The sequence below is a fragment of the Mycobacterium sp. UM_CSW genome (assembly GCF_000455205.1).
GTDB lineage: Bacteria > Actinomycetota > Actinomycetes > Mycobacteriales > Mycobacteriaceae > Mycobacterium.
The window spans coordinates 33,234-55,227 of sequence record NZ_AUWQ01000035.1 but is presented as its reverse complement, the minus strand read 5'-3'; the positions used below and the strand labels follow the sequence as shown (position 1 = coordinate 55,227).

Genomic DNA, 21,994 nt, shown 5'->3' with positions numbered 1-21,994 from the left:
TCGCGCCCATGCTTAGGGTGAACCGGGGGCTGATGGTCAGGAAGGTGTGTATGTCGGGACACGACCCAAAGCGCGTGGTGGTCTGGGGCACCGGATTCGTCGGCAGCATGGTGATCGCCGAGATCGTCAAGCATCCACTGTTCGAGTTGGTGGGTGTCGGCGTCAGCAACCCCAACAAGATCGGCCGCGACGTCGGCGACATCTGCGGGCTGCCGGAACCGATCGGCATCGTCGCGACCGACGACGTCGACGCGCTGATCGCGCTGCGCCCCGACGCGCTGGTGCACTACGGCCCGACGGCCATGCACGCCGACGCCAACATCGCGCTGATCACGCGGTTCCTGCGGGCCGGGATCGACGTCTGCTCGACCGCGATGACGCCGTGGGTCTGGCCGACCATGCACCTCAACCCGCCCAACTGGATCGAGCCCATCACCGAGGCCTGTGAGCTGGGCGGATCGTCGTGCTTCACCACCGGCATCGACCCGGGGTTCGCCAATGACCTGTTTCCGATGACCCTGATGGGCGTCTGCTCGGAGGTGCGCCGCGTGCGCGCCTCCGAGCTGCTGGACTACACGAACTACGAGGGCGACTACGAGGTCGAGATGGGCATCGGCCGCGAGCCCGAATTCAGCCCGATGCTGGAAAACCCCAGCGTGCTGATCTTCGCGTGGGGCGCCACCGTGCCGATGATCGCGCACGCGGCGGGCATCATGCTCGACGAGATCACCACCACCTGGGACAAGTGGGTGACGCCCACCGAGCGCACGACGGCCAAGGGCGTCATCAAGCCCGGGCACGTCGCCGCCGTCCGGTTCACCATCAACGGCATCTACAAGGGCGAGACGCGCATCCAGCTCGAACACGTCAACCGGATCGGGAACGACGCCGCCCCCGACTGGCCGTCGGGCCACGACAACGACGTCTACCGGGTGGACATCGAGGGCACCCCGAGCATCTTCCAGGAGACCGCGTTCCGGTTCACCGACGGCTCGGGCCGGGACCCGGCCACGGCCGGCTGCCTGGCCACCGGGATGCGGGCGCTCAACGCCGTGCCGGCCGTCAACGACCTGCGGCCGGGCTGGGTCACCCCGCTCGACCTTCCGCTGATCGCCGGGGCGGGCTCCATTCGCTGACGCGCTTATACAGCTGACGCATAGCAGGCGCAGAGACTGGCTATAGGTTCCCCCGGCACGATTAGCCGTGCTGCTGAAGTGGGGATTGATACATGGTCGATAGAGTGAGGCCCGCGCTGGGCCTGTCAATTGGTTCCACCAACCTCGCGGCCGCGACCGCCAATCTCGTAATCACGCGCAAGCCGGTCCTCACGCTCTATCGCGAACGCCCGCCCGAGGTGGGCGTCCCCTCGGAAAACCCTCGACTCGACGAGCCGGGCGTGGTCATCACCGGTTTCGTCAACCGGGTCGCGGATCCGGATGGAATCCGGGCCGCCGACGGCTCGGTGCACCGCGGCGGCGCGTTGATCGCCGACGCGATGCGCGCGCTGGCGTACGCGGTGACCGGCGGGCGCCCACTGCCCGAAAACATCGCGGTGACCTATCCCGCCCATTGGTCCGACAACTCCGTGCACGCCCTGGGCGCCGCACTGGGCGGCGTCTCCGAATGGAAGGATCCCGCGCGGCCGCTGGTGCTGATCCCCGATGCCGCCGCGACCTTGTTCGCGGTGCGGGCCAACCCGGGCATCCCCGCGCGCGGCACCGTGGCCGTGTGCGATTTCGGCGGCAGCGGCACCAGCATCACGTTGATGGACGCCGCCGGCAACTACCAGGCCCTCGCCCCGACCGTGCGCTATCCCGACTTTTCGGGCGACATGATCGACCAGGCGCTGCTCACCGCCGTCATGGCCGACGCGCCGGGCATCGGCTCGCTGAGCCCGCTGCGCAGCGGATGCCGCGGCGCCAAGGAGCAGCTCTCGTCGATCACGCTGACTTCCCTGGCCGTCAGCGACATCCGGCTCACCAGAAACGAACTCGAGGACGCCATCCGCCAGCCGCTGACCAACTTCGTGGCAGTGCTGGACGAGGCATTGCGGCGCAACGGGATTCGCGATCTGGCCGCGGTGGTTTCGGTGGGCGGCGGGGCGAACATCCCGGCCGTCACCACGACCCTGTCGGGACATTTCCGGGTGCCGGTCATCACGACGCCGCAGCCCCAGCTGACCGCGGCAATCGGGGCCGCGCTGCGGGTCGCGCCGGGGCCGGTGGATGACGCCGCGACCGCGCTGATTCCGGCCGCGCCGGCAACGGCACCGGCTTCTGTGATGGCGAAGGCGACGGCGACGGCGCGAGCCTGGCCGGGTCGCCGTGGCGCTGGGACCGCGACGGCCGAAGCACTCTCACCCGGGACGGCGCCCGCGATGGCCTGGTCGGAGGCCACCGGCGCCGGCCCCACGTCCGCGAGCCCGGCACCGAAGTTGCAGGAATCCGCGGTCGCGCCCGAGGAATTCAAGAAGTCCGTCTGGCGGCGGTTGGCCCCGTTGATGGTGATCGGCGCCCTGCTGGCGCTCCTGCTGGTGGGCGCCGCGCTGGCGATCGGCCTGGGGTCCAGCAACAAGCCCGCGCCGGCACCGGCCGGCAACACCACCCCGGCATCCCCGGCGCCCTCGTCGGCGCCGCCCGCCCCGGTGACACAGCCGCCGCCCCCGCCGCCGAGCGCCGAGCCGAGCCCGCCGCCCCCGAGCGATGCGCCGAGCCCCGAGCCGCCGCCGGCGGCCCAAGAGCCCGTCGCACCGGCCGAGCCGCCCGCGCCACCGCCGGCACTCGCCGAGCCGGCGCTCCCGCCGCTCCCACGGATCCCGCGAATCCCCGCGATCCCGGCCCTGCCGCCAATCCCGGGGATCAACGAACCGATCCCGGGCTTCCCGGAAATCCCGACCCTACTGAGCCAGCTCGCTCCGCGCGCCCGCTGAATCAGCTTCCGCTGGGGCGCTTTTCGCCCTTGTTCTCCTCGGCCGAGGCCTTCTTCAGCTCTTCGTTCAGGGCCTTATCCTTCTCGATTTGCTCTTTGTAGGCTTCGGGGTCCCTGCCTTCGTCGTCCTGCTGGTCCGAGCCGGCGTTCGAGTCGGCACCCTCGGGCGTCTCGCATTTCGGGTTGCCCTCGTCGTCCAGCCAATCGTTGACCGCCGTGCCCGACACCATCGCACCGGAACCCGGCAGCACCAGAGTGGGGCGCTCTTCGTAGGCCGTCATCATCTCGGCGGCCTTTTCCTTGTGCTCCTCGTTCGGCTCCGGCTTTTCGGTTTGCTGCCGATCGTCTTGTTCGCCCGACTCCTGGTCGGTTGCCCGCTGGTCCTCTTCCTGGCCAGCCACTTTGTCGTCCTGCACGCTCATGACGTACCCCCTTTGGAGTCGCGGCGACTATCTGCGGGGGTTACCCGCTGTGGTGGCGCGCCGAAACTCTCGTCACTGCGATCGGCCGCGCTTGACCAGAACCACCGTGGCGATCGGAATCCGCATGGGCTCGGGCGCGGTTGCCAGGCGTCCAGCAACGGCGGTCTCCAGGTGGTCGACGAACGCGGTCGCTCGCGGGTCACCGGCGCCGCCATTCAGCCCGCCCACCAGGGCCGGAAAGAGCGCGGCCCGCGCGAACGCCGCCCATTGCGCCCCGAAAGCATTTGCGTCATCGTCAATTTGGAGCCGGGCCCAGAATCGGTCCTCGGCGTTGAACGTCTCGAGATGCTCGATCCTCAGGCCCTCGAACCGCCCGCTCGGCGCGAATGGCGCGTGAAAGTCCTTCTCGCTGCGGGCGAATGTGGGGATGGCCATGCGGCGCAGCTCGTCCTCGCCGAGCCGGCCGTCCCGTGCCTGATCGGCCAGCGCCGCGACGATCGCGTCGAGCAGCGGCCGGAAGCCCGACGTGCCGTCCTCGTCGACCGCCGATGTCATCACCACCAGCCGACCGTCGGGAGCCAACTCGCGGCCGCGGAACGCCACGAAGTCGTTCCAGTCCACGGCGGCCTGGTGCGCGTAGGCCGCGCGGGCCGCGTCGTTGCTGCTGTAGCCGACGTGCACGTGATCTTCTAGCTCGCAGGGGATCCGGCTCACCCACTGCGTCGCCCACGACGTCCAGCCGAGGTTGACCGTGTTCGACGGCAGGATCTGGCCGTAAAACGACCGCCCGATTGCCGAGGCGAAACTCGCTGTGTCCGTATGCAAGTAGCTGTCGGGGTCGTCGGACAGGGTGCGAAACAGCGTGGTGAAGTCGTTGTCCGGGACATCGGTGTGCGCAACCAGGATCGCGTGGTCGTGGCGGGTGCGGCGGCGCAGCACCGCGATGCCGGCCGACATCGGCTTCAGCGAGTTGTGCCCGTTGGCGGCGCCGTAGTCGGCGATGACGATCGGCTGCGGAGCCGCGGGGATCGGCACCTGTTCGGCGGCGCGCTCGAACAAGGCGATGCCCTGGGCCAGGCCGGCGGCCTGCAGCCGGGACGACGGGGTGTAGGTCGCGCTGTGTGTCGGCTCTGGCCGGACCACGATGCTCGACTCGGGCAGTCGACGTTCCGGCCGCATGCACCAACGATAGTCAGTTCGGCCCCGGATAGCTGACTCCGGTGAGCTGCTCGGAAAGCTCCCAGAGGCGCCGGCAGTCGTCCTCGTTCTGGGCGAGCTTGGGCACCCGGGCGAGGGCGACGCCGCCGCCGGCCAGCTCCTGGAACCCGCTTGGCCCGTAGAAGGCGCCGCCCTCGGCGTGCGGCGCGGCAGCCGCGTACAGCGCCGGCAGGATCCCCTCGTCGATCTCCTGCCACAAGAACGGCGTGAACCGCCAGGACGCCTTGTACAGCCGCTCCATCAGGGCGGGTCGTTCGCGGCCGTGCGAGGGCCCGGCGATCTGCAGGTTGGTCTTGGTCAGGCCGGGGTGCGCGGCGTTGGACACGATGCCCCACCCGCCCGCGCGGCTGCGCCGGTCGAGCTCGAGGGCGAACATCAACACCGCCAGCTTGGACTGGCCGTAGGCCGACATGGCGGCGTAGGACTTCTCGAACTGCGGGTCGTCGAAGTGGATCTTGCCGCTCTGCCGGGCCGCGAGGCTGCTCAGCGAGACGACGCGGGCGCCCTTGGCGGCGCGCAGCAGCGGCAGCACGTGTCCGGTCAGCGCGAAATGCCCGAGATGGTTACTGCCGAACTGCAATTCGAAGCCGTCGGCGGTGGTGTCGCGTTCCGGTGGCGTCATGACGCCGGCGTTGTTGATCAGGATGTCGATCGGGCGGCCCTCGGCGTTGAGCTGTTCGCCCAGCGCGGCGACCGAGGTCAGCGACGAAAGGTCGAGGGCCTTGATGGTCAGCTTGGCATCGGGAACCGTGGCGCGGATTTCCTCGATCGCCTTTTCCCCCTTGGCGCGGTTGCGGATCGCCATCACGACGTCGGCGCCGGCCGCCGACAGGCGCCGGGCCAGCCCGAACCCCAGACCGCTGTTGGCCCCGGTGACGATTGCCAGCTTGCCCGACAGGTCGGGAACCGTGGCGACGAGATCGTTGGCCATGCGTTTCACTCCTCTCGTATGAGCCCGGTCCTAGTCTGCTCTTTGTGTCGCGGTCAGCGAACCCCTGCGGAAATCTGATCGCCGCGTTGGTGCTCGGTGCGCTGCCCGCGCTCGCCTTCCCCGCGCTCGCGTGGTGGTGGCTGGCCTGGGTCGGCCTGGTTCCGCTGCTGTTGCTGGTGCGGGCGGCGCCGTCCGCCTGGGCGGGGGCAGCGCGAGCCTGGTGCGGTGTGGCCGGGTTTGTCCTGGTCACCCAGTACTGGCTGGTGACCAGCGCCGGCCCGCTGCTGCTGTTGTTGGCCGTCGGGCTGGGTGCGCTGTGGCTGCCGTGGGGCTGGCTGGCGCATCGGTTGTTGTCGGCGCCCGTCGGCTTTCGGCGCACCGTCGCGGCCGTGGTGGTGCTGCCCAGCGCGTGGGTGCTGGCCGAGGTGGTGCGGTCCTGGCCGCCGCTGGGTGGTTCGTGGGCGCCGCTCGGCGCGTCCCAGGCCGCCCAGCCGGTGACGCTGGCGTCGGCGTCGCTGGGCGGGGTGTGGCTGACGAGTTTCCTTGTGGCCGCGTGCAATACGGCCCTGGTGGGCGTGCTGCTGCACCGCGACGCTCTGGGCCGTGCGGTAGCGCTGGGGTGCGCGGTGGTGTGCGTCGGCGTGGGCCCGTTGTGGTACGGGCTGGGCCCGTCGCCGTCCGGCGGCGCGACGGTGCGCGTGGCGCTGGGGCAGCCCGGGGAGATCGCCGACGCCGGTCAGCGTTTGGCGGCCGGCGAGGCGTTGACCGCGGGGCTCGCCGGCCAGCGGCTCGACCTGGTCGTCTGGGGTGAAAGCAGCGTGGGCTCGGACCTCGCGGGCCACCCGGAGGTGTTGGCCCGGCTCGCCGACCTGTCCCGGCGGGTGGGCGCGGAGCTGCTGGTCAACGTCGACGCGCCCGCGCCGGGCGGTGGCATCTACAAGTCGGCCGTGCTCGTCGGGGAGACCGGGGTGTTGGGCAGTTACCGCAAGACCCGGCTGGTGCCGTTCGGCGAATACGTCCCGCTGCGAACGCTTTTCGGCTGGATCACCCGGCACAGCCGGGCCGCCGCGCAGGACCGGCAGCGCGGGACAGGCCCGGTGCTGCTGCACGCCGGCGACCTGCCCATCGGGCCGCTCGTCAGCTACGAGACCCTGTTCTCCGACCTGGCCCGCCGGGAGGCGCGGCTCGGCGCCGGGTTGCTGGTGTACCAGAGCTCCACGTCGTCGTTCCAGGGCAGTTGGGCGCAGCCGCAGCTGGCCGCCCAGCCCGCGGTCCGCGCCGTCGAGACGGGCCGCCCGGCGGTACACGTCGGGCTGTCCGGCAACAGCTCCGCCTTCGACGCCCGAGGTCGCCTCCTGGCCTGGTGCCCGTCCGGATTCCGGGGCGTCACGGTGGTCAGCGTCCCGATGGGATCGACCGCCACGCCGTACGTACGGCTGGGGGACTGGGTGCCGGTGCTGGCGTTAGTGATCCTCGTCGGCTTCGCGCTGCTTACCTGGCGTCGCCTGGGCCGCGGTGCCACACTGCGTGCATGACCAGCCGTCGGCTCGCGAAGATTTCGCTGTCCACCGCCGTCGTGCTGATGGTCGTGTCGGTGGCCGGGTTCATCGTCGCGCTGGTGCTCAACGCGTTCTTTTTGGACAAGTACAACGCCTACGGCGAGGTGCCGATCCCGGGGTCGAACAGCCTGAAGCTGCCCGCCGGCGAGGTCACCATCAGCCTGCACGCCGTCGTCGTCGGCAGTCCCAACGGCGGCCTGCCGGTGCCGCCGCTCGGGGTGACGATCGCGCCGCCCGACGGGGTCGCGCAACCCGCGCTCAGCGAAAGCATCGGCAGCACAACGACGGTCAACAACGACGCGCACGTGCGCGTGTGGGTGGCCCAGATTCCCGTCGCCGGCACCTACAACATCACGACCGACGGCCAGGTCAACGGATACATCAACCCGCGACTGGCCTTCGGCCACAAGAGTTCGTACGGCTATCTGGTGTGGTTGTTCGTCGGTCTGTTCGTCGCGGGACTGGTCGGTTCGATCCTGTCGGGCCTGTGGTTGTCGCGCACCCGGCGCAAGGCGGTGGTGGCGGCCAACCCCTACTACCCCCCGCCGGTGCCGGTGTCCCCGACCACCCCGGTGGAACCCAGCGACGAGGGGGTCCGCCTCGAGCGGCTCAAAACGCTGGCGGCGCTCCGGGATTCCGGGGCGTTGACCGCGGCGGAGTTCGAGGCCGAGAAGCGCCGGATCCTCGAGGGGCATTGATTCGGCCCGAACCCTAGGATGTCCGTTCCGACCGCGTTACGATCCGCCGTACAAGGTCGACCTGGGGCTGGGAGGTGGCTCATGTCAGAGGTGACCGCCACGCCGCACCTGATGGCGGCCGCGGCCGGGGATCTGGCCTCGGTCGGGTCGACGATCAATGCGGCCAATTCGGCCGCCGCGGCCGGGACCGCGGGGGTGGAAGCCCCGGGCGGCGATGGCGTGTCGGCGTTCGTATCGGCGCTGTTTTCCGCGCACTCGAAGGCCTATCAGGCCGCCGGCGCCCAAGCCGCTTATTACCACGACCAGTTTGTGCAGGCGCTGCGCGCGAGCGCGGGAACGTACGCCAGCACCGAGGCCGTCAACGCGTCGCCGCTGCAGAAGGTGCAGGAATTTGTCGGCGCGGCCAGCCAGTCTCCCGCCGGGCACCTGATCGGCAACACCGCCCACGGGGCGATGGATGCCGCGCAACATAGCGGAACCAGTGGGCCGGTGCCGGGCAGCGTCGGCGCAGCGCCCGTCAGTGCCAACCACGTGGGCGCCGGCGCCGGCGCATCCACCGGGGACGCCCACGCGGCCGCGGCCGGTGGCCCACCAGGTGGCAATGCCGGCGGCGCCAGCGCGGTCACCGGTGACGGCGGCGGCCCCGGCGGTGGCGGTGGTGGGGGCGGCGACGCCCCTCAGCCGGCCGGTGGTGCCGTCAGCGTCGGCGGAGGCACCGCCGCGGCGGCCGTCCCACCTACCTGGGGGGCGGCGCCGGCTGCGCCGGCCGGGCCGCTGGTGCCGGGCATAGCGACGCCGCCGCCAGCGCCCCACGTCACGGCGACTGCCTACCCGGCCGCAGCGGTGCTGCCGGGGTTGGACGGCGTCAGCGGCCATTCCGCCGCCGTCACCGGCTTGGGGGAGCCGGTCGCACCGGCGGGCTCCGTCGAAGCGGTACCCCCGCCCGCGGCCCCGGCCATACCAACGGCACCCAAGGCGCAGCCGCTGCACCAGGGCGGCCCGGCGCACCCGGGCGATGCCGCGCAGCCGGATCACTCCGACCGCGACAAAGCGGCAGTGCCCCTGCCCATCCCGCCGCTACGGCTGCGAAGCCTTCGGGGGTTGCGCGACAAGTTGCGATTGCGGCTGCGCGACAAGGACGAATGGCGGGACGAACTTCGTGAGGCCGCCACCAGCAAGCCGTGGGGACGCGACGAACTGCTGGGCGCTCTCGGTCTTCGACCGCCCGCGAACTAAGGGTCTTCGTCGCGAGCGTAACCACACTGCGAAATCCGGCGAGAAATATCGCAGTGTGGTTGCGCTCGCGGGCGGCGGCGCATCAGTAGGTTGATTCGATGGCGCGCAGCAGCCTGCGCAGCCGCGGTGCGTCGGCGCTGTGCGTGTATGCCCCGAGCCAGTCGGTGAGCTTGGTGATCAGCTCGGACGATATCGGCGCGCGCTGCCGTGCCATGGTTTGCAGGGCCGTGTCGATCGCGGTGTATGACTCGCCCGAACCGATCGCGGCGTAAAACCGGCTGCGGTCGCGGTCGGTCAGTAGCGGGCTGACCGCATCAGCCAGTTCCCACGCCAGGTCGGATTCGGCCCTATCGTCCACGTACTCATTGTCGTTGGCCGGGGCGGTTTCTGCTGAGCGAGCTGGGCGACCTAGAGCGTGACGAAGTCCGCCATCATGGCCATGTCTTCGTGCTCGAGGTTGTGGCAATGCACGAGATACGTTCCGCGGTAGTCGGTGAATTGGACGGCGACCTCCACCGCCGCGGATGGCGCGACATCGACGGTGTCTTTCCATCCGCGATCGAAGCGGCCCGGCGGCCTGTTGTTGCGGGAGAGCACCTGGAAGTGGTTGAGATGCACATGGATCGGGTGCCGGATGTCTGTGATGAACCGCCAGATTTCGATGTCGCCCAGGCGTGGTGTGGCCAGCGGAACCCCTGGCTGGTAGGGCTTGTTGTTGATCGTCCACATGCCCGCGCGGCCTTGCCCGAACAGGAAGGTGCGGGTGGCCACGGCGCGACCACGCTCTAGCGGGGTGTAGCTTTCACCAAGTTTCTCGGGAATCGTCGTTTCGTCCGATCGGTCGGTGCCGACGACGTCGAAGCGCATGATCTCCGAGGTGGACTGGGCGCCAAGCGCGTTGGTGAGTCGCACCCGGGTTCCCGACGGGTAGCGAGAGAAGTCGACGATGAGGTCGAACCGTTCGGCCGGGGCGATGTCGATCGCGTCGTGGTTGATCGGTGCGGCCAGCAGGCCGCCGTCGCTTCCTATTTGGGTGAATGCGGACCCGCCGGGCGGCGGCGGATCGAGTTGTAGCCGGTACCGACGCGCGTTGGAGGCATTGAGCACCCGGAATCGGTACCGCGCGGGGTCGGTTTCCAGCACCGGCCACGGCGCCCCGTTGACCAAGACGACGTCACCGAGCACACCGTTCATGTAGGGATCGGCGACGTCGCCGCCCTCCGTGGTCGGATACTGGAACGAGCCGTCGGCGCCAAACGACCGATCGGCGATCATCAGCGGTATGTCGCGGCGGCCGCGCGGCAGCGGGAGCGCGTCCTCTTCGTCGTCGTGCACGATGTGGAACCCGGCGAGCCCCCGCCAGACGGCCTGACCGGTGTACCCCATGCGGTGATCGTGATACCAGAGGGTGGCCGCGCGCTGCTGCATCGGGTAGACGTAGTCACGTTGCCCGACAACCGAATTGCGTGACATACCGGGCATGCCGGTGTGGCCGGCCGCGGCATCTGGCGCATGCGGCTCGATGAGGTCGAGCGGGTACCCATCGCTGTCCGGCGGGGTGTGACCGCCGTGGAGGTGCACCGCCACCGGTACGGGCAGGGCATTGTGATGGCGGATCGCGGTTCGCCGACCCGACCGTGACTCTATCGTCGGCCCGGGAAACGTCCCCCCGTAGGTCCACGCTCGCGTGGTCAGGCCGGGAAGTATCGCCAAATCGGAGACCTGCTCGGTGATGGTGTAATAGTCCGTCGTGCCGTCGGTTTCGTTGGGGGCCAAGCGAACTGGTATCGGCAGCGGCGTCTGATAACGCGGCGGCAGCGGCGTGCGGCTTGGCAGCAGCGTGCCCGGCTCGGCCGGCCCCAGCGCCGTCTGCGCCGCCGGCAACGCGGCTGCGACGACGCCGACGCCCGCGGTGAGCAGCCCCGCGCGCAGCACGGCGCGGCGGTTCATCGTGTCGCCTCGAGGTCCGCGCCGGCGCGCATCGGCAGGGGGATACGCCAGATCATCGTCACCAGTTGGACAATCCCGGCGACCAGCAGCACACCGAGCGGGACGTGTAGGGCGGTGAGGCGCAGTTCGCCGGTCGCGAACTCGGCGACGAGCAGCAGGGTCTGCACGACGCCCGCGAAGAACGGTCCCCGGCGGCCTGTGCTGCGCCAGACCCACGCCAGGATCACGATCTGCACCGCGGAGGTGACCGTGATCGCTCTCGCGCCAAGCGCGTGCAGCTGCAGCGCATCGTACTGGCCGCCGAGGAAATTGCCGGCCAAGATCGCCTGTATCAGCGCCCAGGCGACCATCAACGCGGTGCTGAAGCGCGCCAACAACAATGGCGCACGCGCGGCCGGTTTCATGGTCACAAGATCCCCGGGTGGGCGGCGATCGTGGCCGCCAACGTTGCGCAATTGAGCGCGAGCAGAAACCCGCCGAACATCATTTGACCGGTGATGTCGTGGGCAAGTACGTGGGTGTAGACGGCGCACACAAAGAAGATCACCAGTCCCGCGGCGGCCGCGATGCCGATGGCCGGAACCCACAGGCCCACAACGAGTCCGACGGTGCCCAGCGTCTTCAACGTACCGATGGGAAACGTCAACCACGAGACCGGCACGCCCGCGCTTGCCATCCCCGGAAGGATCGGTGCGAAGTGAACCAGTGCCGCGACGCCGGAAAATCCATCGAAGGCGATCGCGATGAGCGTTATGACGAGATATGCGGTGTGCACGGCGCTCTCCTATCGAGCCAGAGGCATATTAGTCACATATGATGATCATCATCATATGTGACAATCATGCGGAGTGCCAGACCCCCGCTGGTCTCAGTGAAGCTCGGCCGAGTGGTTGCAGAACGCTTTCAGCGCGTCAGGCCCGGGTGGACCCCCGGGATGAGGCCCGCTCCGGCCGCGACTCGCTGCAAAAGTCGCCGCAGCGTGGCCCGTTCCGTCGCGGACAGCGGTGCGGCGATCTCGTCTTCGAGCTCACGGCCCTGGTCGTGCAAGGCCGGTAGCAGCCGGCGGGCCTTGGCGGTAAGGGTCACGGCCACCGCCCGTCTGTCGTCGGGATGGGTCAACCGTTTGGCCAGCCCGCGTTGCTCAAGGTTGTCGATGACCATGACCATGGCGTTGCGGTGAATGCCGAGGCGTTCGGACAGCTGGCGCTGGGACTGGCCGTCGGCGGCGGCCAAGGCCAGCAGCACCGCGTACGTGCGCGGGTCGGTTCCGATCGGCGCCAGCCGCCGCTGGAAATCGCTGCTGACGTGGGCGCCCAGCTGTGAGAGCAGAAACGGGATCCGTTCGTCGAGTTCGGTGATGCCGGAGCCCTGTTCAGTCATCGGCCAAGGCTAACACCGGCCGGGATTGTCACGGGTCAGGATAATCAGTACGACACGCCGACTGGCTGCCGGATCGTCTGTGCCAACGCCAGGGCGTCGAGCATGGCGTGCGCAACGTCGGCCCTCGAGATGGCCGACCCGCGCGCCACGTTGGCGCCCACCACCGTGCGGTAATCACCGGTGAGGGGCCGGTCGACAAGCCGGGGCGGACGCACGACGGTCCAATCGACGTCGCTGTGCTGCAAGACGGATTCCATGTCGGCGAGGTCGGCATAGACGTTTCCCAGAACGGTTTTCAGCACAGGAAGCAACACCCAGCGCGTCATCAAACGCTCGCCTTCGGCCGTCGGGCCTACCGGCAGCGCGCTGACAGCGACGAATCGCTTCGTCGAGCAGGCGTTCATCGCCGCCAGGATCGCGCGGGTGCTGCTGCTCACGACGGGCCCGTCTTTCCGTCCACGCGGACCGAGGGCCGACAGCACGGCGTCGCTTCCGCGGATCGCCGGGATGAGGGTGCCGGGCTCGTCGAGCGCGGTGACCGTGACGACGTCCAGCGCTGGGTGTGTCACGCCCAGCCGTCCGGCATCGCGTACGACGGCGACCGCGCCGTAACCGCGTCCCAGCGCTTGCTTTACCAGCTCGCGACCGACGCCACCGGTCGCGCCGAATACCGTGATCTTCATGAGTCCGCCTTCCGCGATGATTATCACTAAATGTGACAATACAGGAACATGACGGAATCGACCAAGGAGGTTGAGCTGGGTGGAGCGGGTGACCTAGTGGCCGCGGGCGACCCACTCTTCGTAGTGCACGATCTCGTCGCCGACGGTGGTGCTGTCGCCGTGCCCGGTGTGCACGATCGTCTCGCCGGGCAGCGTGCCGAGGCGCTCCGAGATGGACTGCAGGATCGTCGGGAAATCGGAGTACGACCGGCCGGTGGCGCCGGGGCCGCCGGAGAACAGGGTGTCGCCGCTGAACACGACGCCCAGGTCATGCGAATACCAACACACCGATCCGGGGGAGTGGCCCGGGGTGTGCAGCGCCCGCAACTCCGTGCCTCCCACGCTCAGCGTCTGGCCGTCGGAGATGGAGCGGAAGTCGCTGTCCGGGTGCGTCATTCGCCACAGGACCTCGTCGGCGGGATGCAGCAGCACCGGCGCGTCGAGTGTCTTGCCGAGCTTGGGCGCGACCGTCACGTGGTCGTTGTGGCCGTGCGTGCACACCACCGCGACGACATGGCGGCCGGCCACGGCCTCGACGATCGGCGCCGCATCGTGGGCGGCGTCGAACACCACGACGTTGGAATTGTCGCCGATCAGCCAGATGTTATTGTCGACTTCCCAACTGCCGCCGTCCAATTCGAACGTGCCGTGGGTCACCACCCGATCGATGTCCACCATCAGAGCAGCACCACCGATCGCAATATCTTGCCGCCATGCATCTTGTGGAAAGCCTCCTCGACGTCGTCGAGGCCGATTCGCTCGGTGACGAACTTGTCCAACGGCAGCCGGCCCTGCAGGTACAGGTCGATCAGGGTGGGGAAGTCGCGCTCTGGCAGGCAGTCGCCGTACCACGACGACTTCAGCGAGCCGCCGTGGCTGAAGAAGTCGACCAGCGGCATGTCCAGGCGCATGTCGGGCGTCGGAACACCAACCAGCACAACGGTTCCCGCGAGGTCTCGGGCGTAGAAGGCCTGCTGCCAGGTTTCGGGGCGGCCCACCGCATCGATCGCCACGTTGACGCCGAAGCCGTCGGTGAGGTCCTGGATCGTCTTCACCACGTCGAACTCGCGGGCGTTGATCGTGTGGGTGGCGCCGAACTTGCGGGCCAGGTCCAGCTTGGTGTTGTCGGTGTCGACGGCGATGATCTGCCGGGCCCCGACCAGCGCCGCGCCGGCGATCGCGGCGTCGCCCACCCCGCCGCAGCCGATCACGGCGACGGTGTCGTCGCGGGTCACCGCCCCGGTGTTGATCGCGGCGCCGATGCCGGCCATCACGCCGCAGCCCAGCAGGCCGGCGACGGCGGGGTCGGCTTGCGGGTCGACCTTGGTGCACTGGCCGGAGTGCACCAGCGTCTTGTCGGCGAACGCCCCGATGCCCAACGCCGGGGTGAGTTCCGTGCCGTCGGTCAGCGTCATCTTCTGGGTGGCGTTGAACGTGTCGAAGCACAGGTGCGGGCGGCCGCGCTTGCAGGCCCGGCACTGCCCGCACACGGCGCGCCAGTTCAGGATCACGAAGTCGCCCGGCTCGACCGCCGTCACGCCCGGCCCCACCGCTTCGACGCGGCCGGCGGCCTCGTGGCCGAGCAGGAACGGATACTCGTCGTTGATGCCGCCTTCGCGGTACGTCAGGTCGGTGTGGCAGACCCCGCAGGCGATGACGTCGACCACCGCCTCGCCGGGTCCGGGGTCGGGGACGACGATGTCGACCAGCTCGACGGGTTCGCCCTTCTTGCGTGAAATGACTCCGCGCACTGTCTGACTCATGGGCACCAACCTACTGGCGGGCTTTGCGCGTCGTTGCGTCGAGTCTGCGCTGAGATCGCCCACTTGGGCCAAACGCACGCGCTGAGCGCAGACTCGGCGAGAGGGGACCCGGTGTAGCGTCTGCAGAACGTGACGGCACCTGAGACAACCTCCGAGACCACAGAGGAATTCGCCGGGCGAATGGTCGCGGCCATCGACGGCGCGAGCCTCACGATCCTGTTGAGCATCGGTCACCAGACCGGCCTGCTGGACACGATGGCCGGGCTCCCGCCGGCCACCAGCGCGCAGATCGCCGAGGCCGCCGGCCTCAACGAACGCTATGTGCGCGAATGGCTGGCCGGCATGACCACCGCGCACGTCGTCGACTACGACCCGGCCACCGCGACCTACACGCTGCCCGCCCACCGGGCGGCCGCTCTGACCCGCGCGGCCGGGCCCGACAATCTGGCGTTGGTGGCGCTGTTCCTCCCGCAGCTCGGCGAGGTGGAGCAGAAGATCGTCGGCTGCTTCCGCGACGGCGGCGGGCTGCCCTACAGCGAGTTCCCGCGCTTCCACGCGCTGATGGCCGAGCAGAGCGCCGCGGTGTTCGATATCGCGCTCGTCGACGTCGTGCTGCCGTTGGTCGACGGCCTGCCCGACCGCCTGCGCGCCGGCGCGGACGTGGCCGACTTCGGCTGCGGCAGCGGACACGCGATCAATGTGATGGCACAGGCGTTCCCGGCGAGCCGGTTCACCGGCATCGACTTTTCGAAAGAGGCCATCGCGACGGGAGTTGAGGAGGCGGCCCGGCTCGGCCTGACCAACGCCTTCTTCGAGGCGCACAACCTGACCGACCTGGACAAGACCGACGCCTACGACGTCATCACCACATTCGACGCCATTCACGATCAGGCGCAGCCCGCCAAGGTGCTGGAGAACATCTACCGCGCGCTGCGACCGGGCGGCGTTTTCCTGATGGCCGACATCAAGGCGTCGAGCCGGCTGGAGGACAACGTCGACGTCCCGATGAGCACCTACCTCTACACGGTCTCGCTGATGCACTGCATGACGGTGTCGTTGGCGCTGGACGGCGTCGGGCTGGGCACTGCATGGGGGACGCAGCTGGCCACGTCGATGCTCGCCGACGCCGGGTTCGCCGACGTCCGGGTGACCGAGATCGAGGGGGACCCGATCAACAGCTACTACATCGCCAGGAAGTGACCGCCCTCGACGCGCTCGATGATTGGCCGGTGGCCAATGCGGCCGCCGCGGTCGTCGGGCCGGCCGGGGTCCTGGCCAGCCACGGCGACACCGCGCGGGTCTTCGAGCTGGCCTCGGTGACCAAGCCGCTGGTGGCCCGGGCCGCGCAGATCGCCATCGAGGAGGGCGTCGTCGAGCTCGACACCCCCGCCGGCCCGCCCGGCTCCACGGTCCGGCACCTGCTGGCGCACGCGTCGGGCCTGGCGATGCACAACGATCGGGTACTGGCCAAGCCCGGCACCCGGCGGATGTATTCAAACCAGGGCTTCACCGTGCTGGCCCAGACTTTGGAGGCCGAGTCCGCGATCGAGTTCGGCCGCTATCTGTACGAGGCGGTGTGCGAGCCGCTCGGCATGGCCACTACCCGGCTGAACGGCGGCGTCGCGGCCGCTGGGTTCGGCGCCACCTCGACGGTCGCCGATCTGGCGGCCTTCGCCCGCGAGCTGCTGCGGCCGGCCATCGTGTCGCCGCAGCTGCACGCCGAGGCCACGACCGTGCAATTTCCCGGCCTGGACGGCGTGCTGCCAGGCTATGGGGTGCAGCGGCCCAACGACTGGGGCCTGGGTTTCGAGATCCGCGACGGCAAATCGCCGCACTGGACGGGGTCGCGCAACTCGGCGCGGACGTACGGCCATTTCGGCCAGTCGGGCGGGTTTATCTGGGTCGATCCCGAGGCCGACCTGGCGCTGGTGGTGCTGACCGACCGCGATTTCGGCGAGTGGGCGTTGGAGCCGTGGCCGACGATTTCGGATGCGGTCATAATTGACCACTCCGCACACTAGCGCAACAGGGGCATCAGAGGGCACAATAGACACGCAGGACACAAAACTTTACATGCATCCCGCTTGTACGGGTCCACCAGGTCGTTGGGGAAGACGTCCCTCGTGGAACCGAAGGAGCAGGAGATGCGTGCGTCGAACCAATTTGCCGACGTGACGACCGGTGTGGTGTACGTCCACGCCTCGCCCGCGGCGGTATGCCCGCACGTCGAGTGGGCGTTGTCGTCAACCCTGCAGTCGAAGGCCAACCTGGTCTGGACGCCGCAGCCGGCGATGCCCGGGCAGCTGCGCGCGGTCACCAACTGGGTCGGGCCGGTGGGCACCGGCGCCCGGTTGGCCAACGCCCTGCGCTCGTGGTCAGTGCTGCGGTTCGAGGTCACCGAGGACCCGAGCCCGGGGGTCGACGGCCAGCGGTTCAGCCACACCCCGCAGCTCGGCCTGTGGAGCGGCTCGATGAGCGCCAACGGCGACGTCATGGTAGGGGAGATGCGGCTTCGGTCGATGATGGCGCAGGGCGCCGACTATCTGGCCGCCGAGCTGGACTCGGTGCTGGGCACGGCGTGGGACGAGGCGCTCGAGGTGTATCGCGACGGCGGCGACGCCGGGGAAGTGACCTGGCTCAGCCGCGGCGTCGGGTAAGCGGCTCCGTCACAAGACCGCGTCCGCGAGGCGGTCGACCTGCTCGATATCGGCCACAAAGGGGTGGAACACCAGCCCGTCGAAGCCCAGGTCGCGGTAGGCGCGCACGGTCTGTGCCGCATCCTCGGGTGAGGCGACCATGTCGTCGACGTTCAGGGCGGCGTAGTCCGGTTTGAACCCGTAATAGCGGTACAGGTTTGCGCGACCGGCGGCGACGGTGTCGGCGTCGCCCAGGGCGAAGTTGACGCTGGCGTGCAGCCGGGGACGGCCCGACCGGCCCGCCTGCGTCCACGCCGCACGCACCCGGTCGGCGAGCGCGGACTGGTTGGCGTACTCGCGCAGCGCTCCGGCGGCCCAGCCGTCGCCGATCGTTGCGGCGCGCCGGATCGTCGCGTCGGCGCGTCCACCGAACAAGATCGGGATCCGCGCCGGTGCCGGGCTGAGCGCCTTATCGCCGGCGACGACCTTGGCGTCGCACGCGTCGCGCAGCACGGCGACGGTCTGGTCGAGGATGCGCCCGCGCCGCCGGAAGTCGACGCCGACGGCGGTGTAGTCGTCGGGTCGACTCCCGACGCCCAACCCGAGCGTGAGCCGGTCACCGGATGCGGCGGCGACGGTGGTGATTTGCTTGGCCAGCAGCACCGCCGGATACAGCGGGGCCAGCAGCACGTTGGTCATCAAGCCGATGTCGGTGGTGGCGCCCGCGGCCACCGACAACGCGGCGATCGCGTCGAGGCTTTCGTACACCAGCCGGTCGATCGCGGCCACGCTGGCGAACCCGCGCTGCTCGGCTCGGCGGGCCCACTCGGCGGTCAAGGGCCCCGCCACGTGGGCGATATGGCCGGGCAGTCCGATTCCGATCCGCATGGTGTGCATGCCCGTGGGGTTCATGGGTTCCAGGCTGGCAGTGGTCGCTGGAAATCAACGATCGATGCGCCGGGATTGGAGAGAAGTCCTCATCTGAACCCTGATTGTCGGATACTTTTCACCGTGATCGATCGGATAGACGCGCAGATTCTGCATGCGTTGCAGTTGGCGCCGCGGGTGTCGTTCCGGCGGATCGGCGCCGTGATCGGGGCCAGCGAGCAGACGGTCGCGCGCCGCTATCACCGGTTGCGCCGCGACGGCGTGATGCGCGTGGTCGGGCTCGAGAACCGGTGGACCGACGGCGAGGCGAGTTGGGTGTGCCGGATGCGCGCCGCCCCCGACCGCATCCCGCTGCTGGCCAACGCGCTGGTGCGCCGGCAGGAGGTGTCCCACGCCAACGTGCTGGCCGGATGGACCGACTTGGTCTGCGTCATCCGGGCACCGCTCGGGGATCATCGCGAGGATCTACTGCTGCAACTACTCCCGCGAGCAACCTCGGTCACCGACATCACCGTGGACCTGATGCTGCACTCGTTCGGCCAGCCGGCGACCATGCCCTGGACCGGTTACGGCCACCGGCTCTCCGAGGGGCAGGCCGCGGAGATCCTGGCCGAGGGACCCCGGCCCGTGCGCTCCGATCGGCCGCCGGCGATCACGGCCGAGGACCGCCCCCTCCTGGACGCCCTCGCCGAGGACGGCCGCACGCCGCAGGCGCAGCTGTCCGCACGCACGGGCTGGTCGGTGACGCGCGTGGGTCGGCGGCTTGCGGCGCTGGAGGCCTGCGGCGCGCTGCTTTATGACGTCGACGTGTTGCCCGAGCGGATCGGATACCAGCTCAGCGCCATGCTATGGATGACGGTGGCGCCCAAGGATATTCACAGCGTCGGCGAGCGGATCGGGGCGCACGACAACATCGCGTTCGCGGGCGCCACCAGCGGGTCCAAGAACGTGATGGCCATCGCCATCTGCCGGGACAGCGACGATCTGTACCGGTACCTCAACGAGGAACTCGGGCAGGTAACGGAGATCCTCAGCTACGAGGTCAACGTGCGCACTCAGCGCCTCAAGCAGCACGGCTCGCTCGTGAGTCACGGACGGCTCGTCAATCCCCGCCCAACCCGCCCCGCGCGCTGATCAGGAAACCGCGCCTCGCAGCACGTGCAGCGCGGCGGGGACCGCGGAAATCTCGGCGGGCAGCGCGCAGGCGAAGTCGCCGTCGGCGTAGACGTTGATGCCGGGGCACTCGACGTGGATCGTCTTGGCGCGCGCCGTGGTCACCTCGTCGAGGTCGACGTGCGTGCCCTTCATGACGGTGGGGAACAGGCGCACCAACTTGGTGCGGGACGCCGAATGCGCCATGGTGATGTCGAGCAGGCCATCGGTGGGATCGGCGTTGGGACAGATCAGCAGGCCGCCGCCGTAGCTGCGGGTGTTGCCGAACGCCGCCAGCGTGATGTCGGCGTCGATCTCCCGCGTGCCGTCGAGCACCATGCGAAAGGGCAAGAGTCGCAACTGCGACAGCTCGGCGAGCATCGCGAGGTAGTAGCGCAGCCGCCCGTGCGGCCAGGTCATCCGGTTGGCGCGGTCGGTGACCAGGGAGTCGAAGCCGGTGGCCGCGACGGTGCCGAACCACTTTTCGGTGTCACCCCACGTGATCCGGCCCAGGTCGATGGTCTGCGTGTAGCCGTCGACGATGACGTCCGCGGCGGCCTCGGGATCCTTTGTGGGAATGCCGAATTCGCGGGCGTGGTCGTTGCCGGTGCCGGCCGGGATGATGCCCAGCGGAACGTCGGTGCCCGCCAACACCTGCAGCGCGTTGGAGACGACGCCGTCGCCGCCGGTGACCATCACCGCGTCGGTGCCCCGCTCGAGTTCGGCGGCAACCAGGTGGCGCGCGTCCTCGGCGTCGTCGCCGATGATCTCGGTGACCTGCACGCCCCGCTCGTGCAGCCGGGCGATCGCGACCTGCGCGGCGCGGATCGCGGCGCCGTGACCCGAGACGGGATTGGTCAGCGCGGTCACCTTGCCGATCTCGCGCCGAGCGTTCACGGAATCAGCTTGCCGGGGTTGAGGATTCCGGCCGGGTCGAGCGTCGCCTTGACCGCGCGCAGGACCTGCACGCCGAGTTCGCCGACCTCGTCGCGCATCCAGGGCCGGTGGTCGGCGCCGACCGAATGATGGTGGGTGATGGTGCCGCCGGCGGCGATGATCGCGTCCGAGGCGGCCTTCTTGGCGGCCCACCACTGCTCGATCGGGTTGCCGCGCTGCCCGGCGACGATCGTGAAGTAGAGCGACGCGCCGGTGGGGTAGACGTGCGAGATGTGGCACATCACCAGCGCGGGCGTGCCGGATTCGGCCAACGCGCTCGTAAGCGCCTCGGTGACAGCGGTTTTCAGCCTCGGCACATTCGACCAGTCGGTGGCGGTCTCGAGGGTCTCGCAGAGCGCGCCCGCCGACAGCAGCGAGTCGCGCAGGTACGGCGCGGCGAACCGGCCCCGCTCCCAGGCCTGCGCCGGCGCTTCGCCCAGTGACGTGCCGCCGCGGGCCGCCAGCAGCGCGCTGGTCTCGGCATGCCGGCTCTCGACGTGCTCCTTGGTGCCCTCGAACACGGTGATGCCCAGGCAACCGCCGGTGATCTGGCTCTCGCCGATCGCCTCGGTGGTGGCGAGGTTGACCCCGGTCTCGACCTCGTCGGAGAGCCGAATGACGGTGGGGCCGGTCGCATTCTGGGTGACGGCGCGCAGGGCGGCGGCCCCGGTCTCGAAATCGGGGAAGGACCACGCCTCGTAGCGCACGGCCTCGGGGACCCGGTGCACGCGCAGGCGCACCTGGGTGATGACGCCGAACGTCCCCTCCGAGCCGAGCAGCAGCTGGCGCAGGTCGGGACCGGCGGCGGATTCCGGCGCGCGCCCCAGCTCCATCGTGCCCACCGGGGTGACCATCCGCAGGCCGCGAACCATGTCGTTGAACCGGCCATAGCCGGCCGAGTCCTGCCCGGAGGACCGGGTCGCGGCGAAGCCGCCGATCGTGGCGTACTCGAAGCTCTGCGGGAAGTGCCCGAGGGAAAAACCGCGTTCGCCGAGCAGGCGTTCGGCGTCCGGGCCGGTGACCCCGGCCCCGAAAACGGCCTGGCCGGACACCTCGTCGAGCTCGACGAGCCGGTCGAAGCGGCGCAGGTCGAGCGACACCACGGCCTCGAATTCGCCGCGGGTGGGGTCCAGACCGCCGACCACGCTGGTGCCGCCGCCGAACGGGACCACGGCGATGCGGTGCTCGGAGCAGTAGCGCAGGATGGCGCCGACGGCGTCGTCATCCCCGGGCAGCAGCACGGCGTCGGGCGCGTCCTGCACCCCGGTGTCCTTGCGGCGCAGCAGGTCGAGCGTGGACTTGCCGCCGGCGCGCAGCAGGCGGTCGCGGTCGGCGGTGCGGCAGTGCTCGGCGCCGACGATGCCGGCCAGGGCGTCTTTGTCGGCTTGTGACAACGCCGACGGACGCAGCTTCACCTCGTCGGCGTCGAGGTCGGGTCGGTCCGAATCCTGCAGTCCCACCGCCTGTTTCAGCAGCGAGCGGATGCCCTCGGAGAGCGGCTTCGCGGCGGCGGGATCCCCCCACGCGTTCCATTTCATCGGCGGGAGGAGTTGCTCGGCGTGCGTCATGCGTTAC

Annotated in this window: 23 protein-coding genes; 9 read left to right on the top strand and 14 right to left on the bottom strand. The window is 69.6% G+C overall.

The window, feature by feature from the left end:
• The first annotated feature begins 50 nt into the window (after positions 1–50).
• Together N415_RS14210 and N415_RS14205 are read left to right on the top strand one after the other, a co-directional pair.
• Complete coding sequence (locus N415_RS14210; RefSeq protein WP_068110844.1) at positions 51–1,136, top strand: dihydrodipicolinate reductase; 1,086 nt, start codon at positions 51–53, stop codon at positions 1,134–1,136.
• A 92-nt stretch (positions 1,137–1,228) separates the two neighbouring features.
• Entirely contained in the window at positions 1,229–2,929 is a 1,701-nt protein-coding gene (locus N415_RS14205; RefSeq protein WP_068182637.1) for an Hsp70 family protein, read from the top strand.
• Between the two features lies 1 nt (position 2,930).
• Here N415_RS14205 and N415_RS14200 read toward each other — a convergent pair whose 3' ends face one another.
• The 3 genes from N415_RS14200 to N415_RS14190 form a co-directional block, all read right to left on the bottom strand.
• Positions 2,931–3,350 (bottom strand): hypothetical protein, encoded by a 420-nt coding sequence (locus tag N415_RS14200; RefSeq protein ID WP_068182631.1) that lies wholly within the window; start codon positions 3,348–3,350, stop codon positions 2,931–2,933.
• 72 nt (positions 3,351–3,422) lie between these two features.
• Complete coding sequence (locus tag N415_RS14195; RefSeq protein ID WP_068182627.1) at positions 3,423–4,529, bottom strand: SAM-dependent methyltransferase; 1,107 nt, start codon at positions 4,527–4,529, stop codon at positions 3,423–3,425.
• A 13-nt stretch (positions 4,530–4,542) separates the two neighbouring features.
• A complete protein-coding gene (locus N415_RS14190) occupies positions 4,543–5,499 on the bottom strand; it encodes an SDR family oxidoreductase (protein WP_068182623.1) in 957 nt (318 codons plus the stop codon).
• Between the two features lie 86 nt (positions 5,500–5,585).
• On the opposite strand from N415_RS14190, the gene lnt reads away from it, so the two are divergent.
• The 3 genes from lnt to N415_RS33225 all read left to right on the top strand — a co-directional run bounded on the left by lnt (position 5,586) and on the right by N415_RS33225 (position 8,992).
• Positions 5,586–7,034 carry an apolipoprotein N-acyltransferase gene (lnt, locus tag N415_RS14185; protein ID WP_068182770.1) on the top strand — a complete coding sequence of 483 codons (1,449 nt, stop codon included), beginning with the start codon at positions 5,586–5,588 and terminating at the stop codon, positions 7,032–7,034.
• Positions 7,031–7,756: an SHOCT domain-containing protein gene (locus tag N415_RS14180; protein WP_068182619.1), complete on the top strand. Its 726-nt coding sequence runs from the start codon at positions 7,031–7,033 to the stop codon at positions 7,754–7,756. Before lnt ends, N415_RS14180 begins: the two co-directional genes overlap by 4 nt.
• Positions 7,757–7,837: 81 nt before the next feature.
• Complete coding sequence (locus N415_RS33225) at positions 7,838–8,992, top strand: PE family protein (protein WP_275450758.1); 1,155 nt, start codon at positions 7,838–7,840, stop codon at positions 8,990–8,992.
• Positions 8,993–9,074: 82 nt separating this feature from the next.
• Here the strand turns inward: N415_RS33225 and N415_RS14170 are convergent, their stop codons facing one another.
• The 8 genes from N415_RS14170 to N415_RS14135 all read right to left on the bottom strand — a co-directional run bounded on the left by N415_RS14170 (position 9,075) and on the right by N415_RS14135 (position 14,807).
• Positions 9,075–9,350, bottom strand: a complete 276-nt coding sequence (locus N415_RS14170) for a hypothetical protein (RefSeq protein WP_068182616.1) — start codon at positions 9,348–9,350, stop codon at positions 9,075–9,077.
• Between the two features lie 50 nt (positions 9,351–9,400).
• Positions 9,401–10,942, bottom strand: coding sequence for a multicopper oxidase family protein (locus tag N415_RS14165; protein WP_068182613.1), 1,542 nt, complete (start codon positions 10,940–10,942; stop codon positions 9,401–9,403).
• Positions 10,939–11,346 (bottom strand): hypothetical protein, encoded by a 408-nt coding sequence (locus N415_RS14160; RefSeq protein WP_193376451.1) that lies wholly within the window; start codon positions 11,344–11,346, stop codon positions 10,939–10,941. Before N415_RS14160 ends, N415_RS14165 begins: the two co-directional genes overlap by 4 nt.
• Before the next feature lie 2 nt (positions 11,347–11,348).
• A complete protein-coding gene (locus tag N415_RS14155; RefSeq protein WP_068182610.1) occupies positions 11,349–11,717 on the bottom strand; it encodes a DoxX family protein in 369 nt (122 codons plus the stop codon).
• 128 nt (positions 11,718–11,845) lie between these two features.
• Positions 11,846–12,322 carry a MarR family transcriptional regulator gene (locus tag N415_RS14150; protein WP_068182604.1) on the bottom strand — a complete coding sequence of 159 codons (477 nt, stop codon included), beginning with the start codon at positions 12,320–12,322 and terminating at the stop codon, positions 11,846–11,848.
• Between the two features lie 44 nt (positions 12,323–12,366).
• The gene (locus tag N415_RS14145; protein WP_068182602.1) at positions 12,367–13,005 is read right to left on the bottom strand and encodes an SDR family oxidoreductase; all 639 of its coding nucleotides are present in this window, start codon (positions 13,003–13,005) and stop codon (positions 12,367–12,369) included.
• A 93-nt stretch (positions 13,006–13,098) separates the two neighbouring features.
• Complete coding sequence (locus tag N415_RS14140) at positions 13,099–13,722, bottom strand: MBL fold metallo-hydrolase (protein ID WP_068182600.1); 624 nt, start codon at positions 13,720–13,722, stop codon at positions 13,099–13,101.
• Positions 13,722–14,807, bottom strand: a complete 1,086-nt coding sequence (locus tag N415_RS14135) for an S-(hydroxymethyl)mycothiol dehydrogenase (protein ID WP_068182598.1) — start codon at positions 14,805–14,807, stop codon at positions 13,722–13,724. Before N415_RS14135 ends, N415_RS14140 begins: the two co-directional genes overlap by 1 nt.
• A gap of 180 nt (positions 14,808–14,987) precedes the next feature.
• Between N415_RS14135 and N415_RS14130 the strand changes: the two genes are divergently transcribed.
• From N415_RS14130 to N415_RS14120, 3 genes are all read left to right on the top strand, one after another.
• Complete coding sequence (locus tag N415_RS14130; protein ID WP_068182596.1) at positions 14,988–16,007, top strand: class I SAM-dependent methyltransferase; 1,020 nt, start codon at positions 14,988–14,990, stop codon at positions 16,005–16,007.
• Positions 16,004–16,828, top strand: a complete 825-nt coding sequence (locus N415_RS14125) for a serine hydrolase domain-containing protein (RefSeq protein WP_068182593.1) — start codon at positions 16,004–16,006, stop codon at positions 16,826–16,828. The genes N415_RS14130 and N415_RS14125 overlap by 4 nt, the downstream gene beginning before the upstream one ends.
• A 123-nt stretch (positions 16,829–16,951) precedes the next feature.
• Complete coding sequence (locus N415_RS14120; RefSeq protein WP_067160110.1) at positions 16,952–17,464, top strand: DUF3145 domain-containing protein; 513 nt, start codon at positions 16,952–16,954, stop codon at positions 17,462–17,464.
• 9 nt (positions 17,465–17,473) lie between these two features.
• On the opposite strand, the gene N415_RS14115 is transcribed toward N415_RS14120, so the two are convergent.
• Entirely contained in the window at positions 17,474–18,331 is an 858-nt protein-coding gene (locus tag N415_RS14115; protein ID WP_068182764.1) for an LLM class flavin-dependent oxidoreductase, read from the bottom strand.
• Between the two features lie 93 nt (positions 18,332–18,424).
• Here N415_RS14115 and N415_RS14110 point away from each other — a divergent pair, with 93 nt between their 5' ends.
• A complete protein-coding gene (locus tag N415_RS14110) occupies positions 18,425–19,465 on the top strand; it encodes an Lrp/AsnC family transcriptional regulator (protein WP_068182761.1) in 1,041 nt (346 codons plus the stop codon).
• On the opposite strand, the gene N415_RS14105 is transcribed toward N415_RS14110, so the two are convergent.
• Positions 19,466–20,380 (bottom strand): diacylglycerol kinase, encoded by a 915-nt coding sequence (locus tag N415_RS14105; protein WP_068182589.1) that lies wholly within the window; start codon positions 20,378–20,380, stop codon positions 19,466–19,468.
• Positions 20,377–21,957, bottom strand: a complete 1,581-nt coding sequence (locus tag N415_RS14100) for an FAD-binding oxidoreductase (protein WP_068182759.1) — start codon at positions 21,955–21,957, stop codon at positions 20,377–20,379. Before N415_RS14100 ends, N415_RS14105 begins: the two co-directional genes overlap by 4 nt.
• Between the last annotated feature and the right edge of the window lie 37 nt (positions 21,958–21,994).

What these genes read in the sequence shown, in the direction of transcription:
- N415_RS14150 (WP_068182604.1), bottom strand. Translation starts at nt 12,322, where the DNA reads ATGACTGAACAGGGCTCCGGCATCACCGAACTCGACGAACGGATCCCG.
- N415_RS14130 (WP_068182596.1), top strand. Translation starts at nt 14,988, where the DNA reads ATGGTCGCGGCCATCGACGGCGCGAGCCTCACGATCCTGTTGAGCATC.
- N415_RS33225 (WP_275450758.1), top strand. Translation starts at nt 7,838, where the DNA reads ATGTCAGAGGTGACCGCCACGCCGCACCTGATGGCGGCCGCGGCCGGG.
- N415_RS14210 (WP_068110844.1), top strand. Translation starts at nt 51, where the DNA reads ATGTCGGGACACGACCCAAAGCGCGTGGTGGTCTGGGGCACCGGATTC.
- N415_RS14195 (WP_068182627.1), bottom strand. Translation starts at nt 4,529, where the DNA reads ATGCGGCCGGAACGTCGACTGCCCGAGTCGAGCATCGTGGTCCGGCCA.
- N415_RS14165 (WP_068182613.1), bottom strand. Translation starts at nt 10,942, where the DNA reads ATGAACCGCCGCGCCGTGCTGCGCGCGGGGCTGCTCACCGCGGGCGTC.
- N415_RS14205 (WP_068182637.1), top strand. Translation starts at nt 1,229, where the DNA reads ATGGTCGATAGAGTGAGGCCCGCGCTGGGCCTGTCAATTGGTTCCACC.
- N415_RS14160 (WP_193376451.1), bottom strand. Translation starts at nt 11,346, where the DNA reads ATGAAACCGGCCGCGCGTGCGCCATTGTTGTTGGCGCGCTTCAGCACC.
- N415_RS14100 (WP_068182759.1), bottom strand. Translation starts at nt 21,957, where the DNA reads ATGAAATGGAACGCGTGGGGGGATCCCGCCGCCGCGAAGCCGCTCTCC.
- N415_RS14190 (WP_068182623.1), bottom strand. Translation starts at nt 5,499, where the DNA reads ATGGCCAACGATCTCGTCGCCACGGTTCCCGACCTGTCGGGCAAGCTG.
- N415_RS14135 (WP_068182598.1), bottom strand. Translation starts at nt 14,807, where the DNA reads ATGAGTCAGACAGTGCGCGGAGTCATTTCACGCAAGAAGGGCGAACCC.
- N415_RS14180 (WP_068182619.1), top strand. Translation starts at nt 7,031, where the DNA reads ATGACCAGCCGTCGGCTCGCGAAGATTTCGCTGTCCACCGCCGTCGTG.
- N415_RS14200 (WP_068182631.1), bottom strand. Translation starts at nt 3,350, where the DNA reads ATGAGCGTGCAGGACGACAAAGTGGCTGGCCAGGAAGAGGACCAGCGG.
- N415_RS14140 (WP_068182600.1), bottom strand. Translation starts at nt 13,722, where the DNA reads ATGGTGGACATCGATCGGGTGGTGACCCACGGCACGTTCGAATTGGAC.
- N415_RS14145 (WP_068182602.1), bottom strand. Translation starts at nt 13,005, where the DNA reads ATGAAGATCACGGTATTCGGCGCGACCGGTGGCGTCGGTCGCGAGCTG.
- N415_RS14115 (WP_068182764.1), bottom strand. Translation starts at nt 18,331, where the DNA reads ATGCGGATCGGAATCGGACTGCCCGGCCATATCGCCCACGTGGCGGGG.
- N415_RS14120 (WP_067160110.1), top strand. Translation starts at nt 16,952, where the DNA reads ATGCGTGCGTCGAACCAATTTGCCGACGTGACGACCGGTGTGGTGTAC.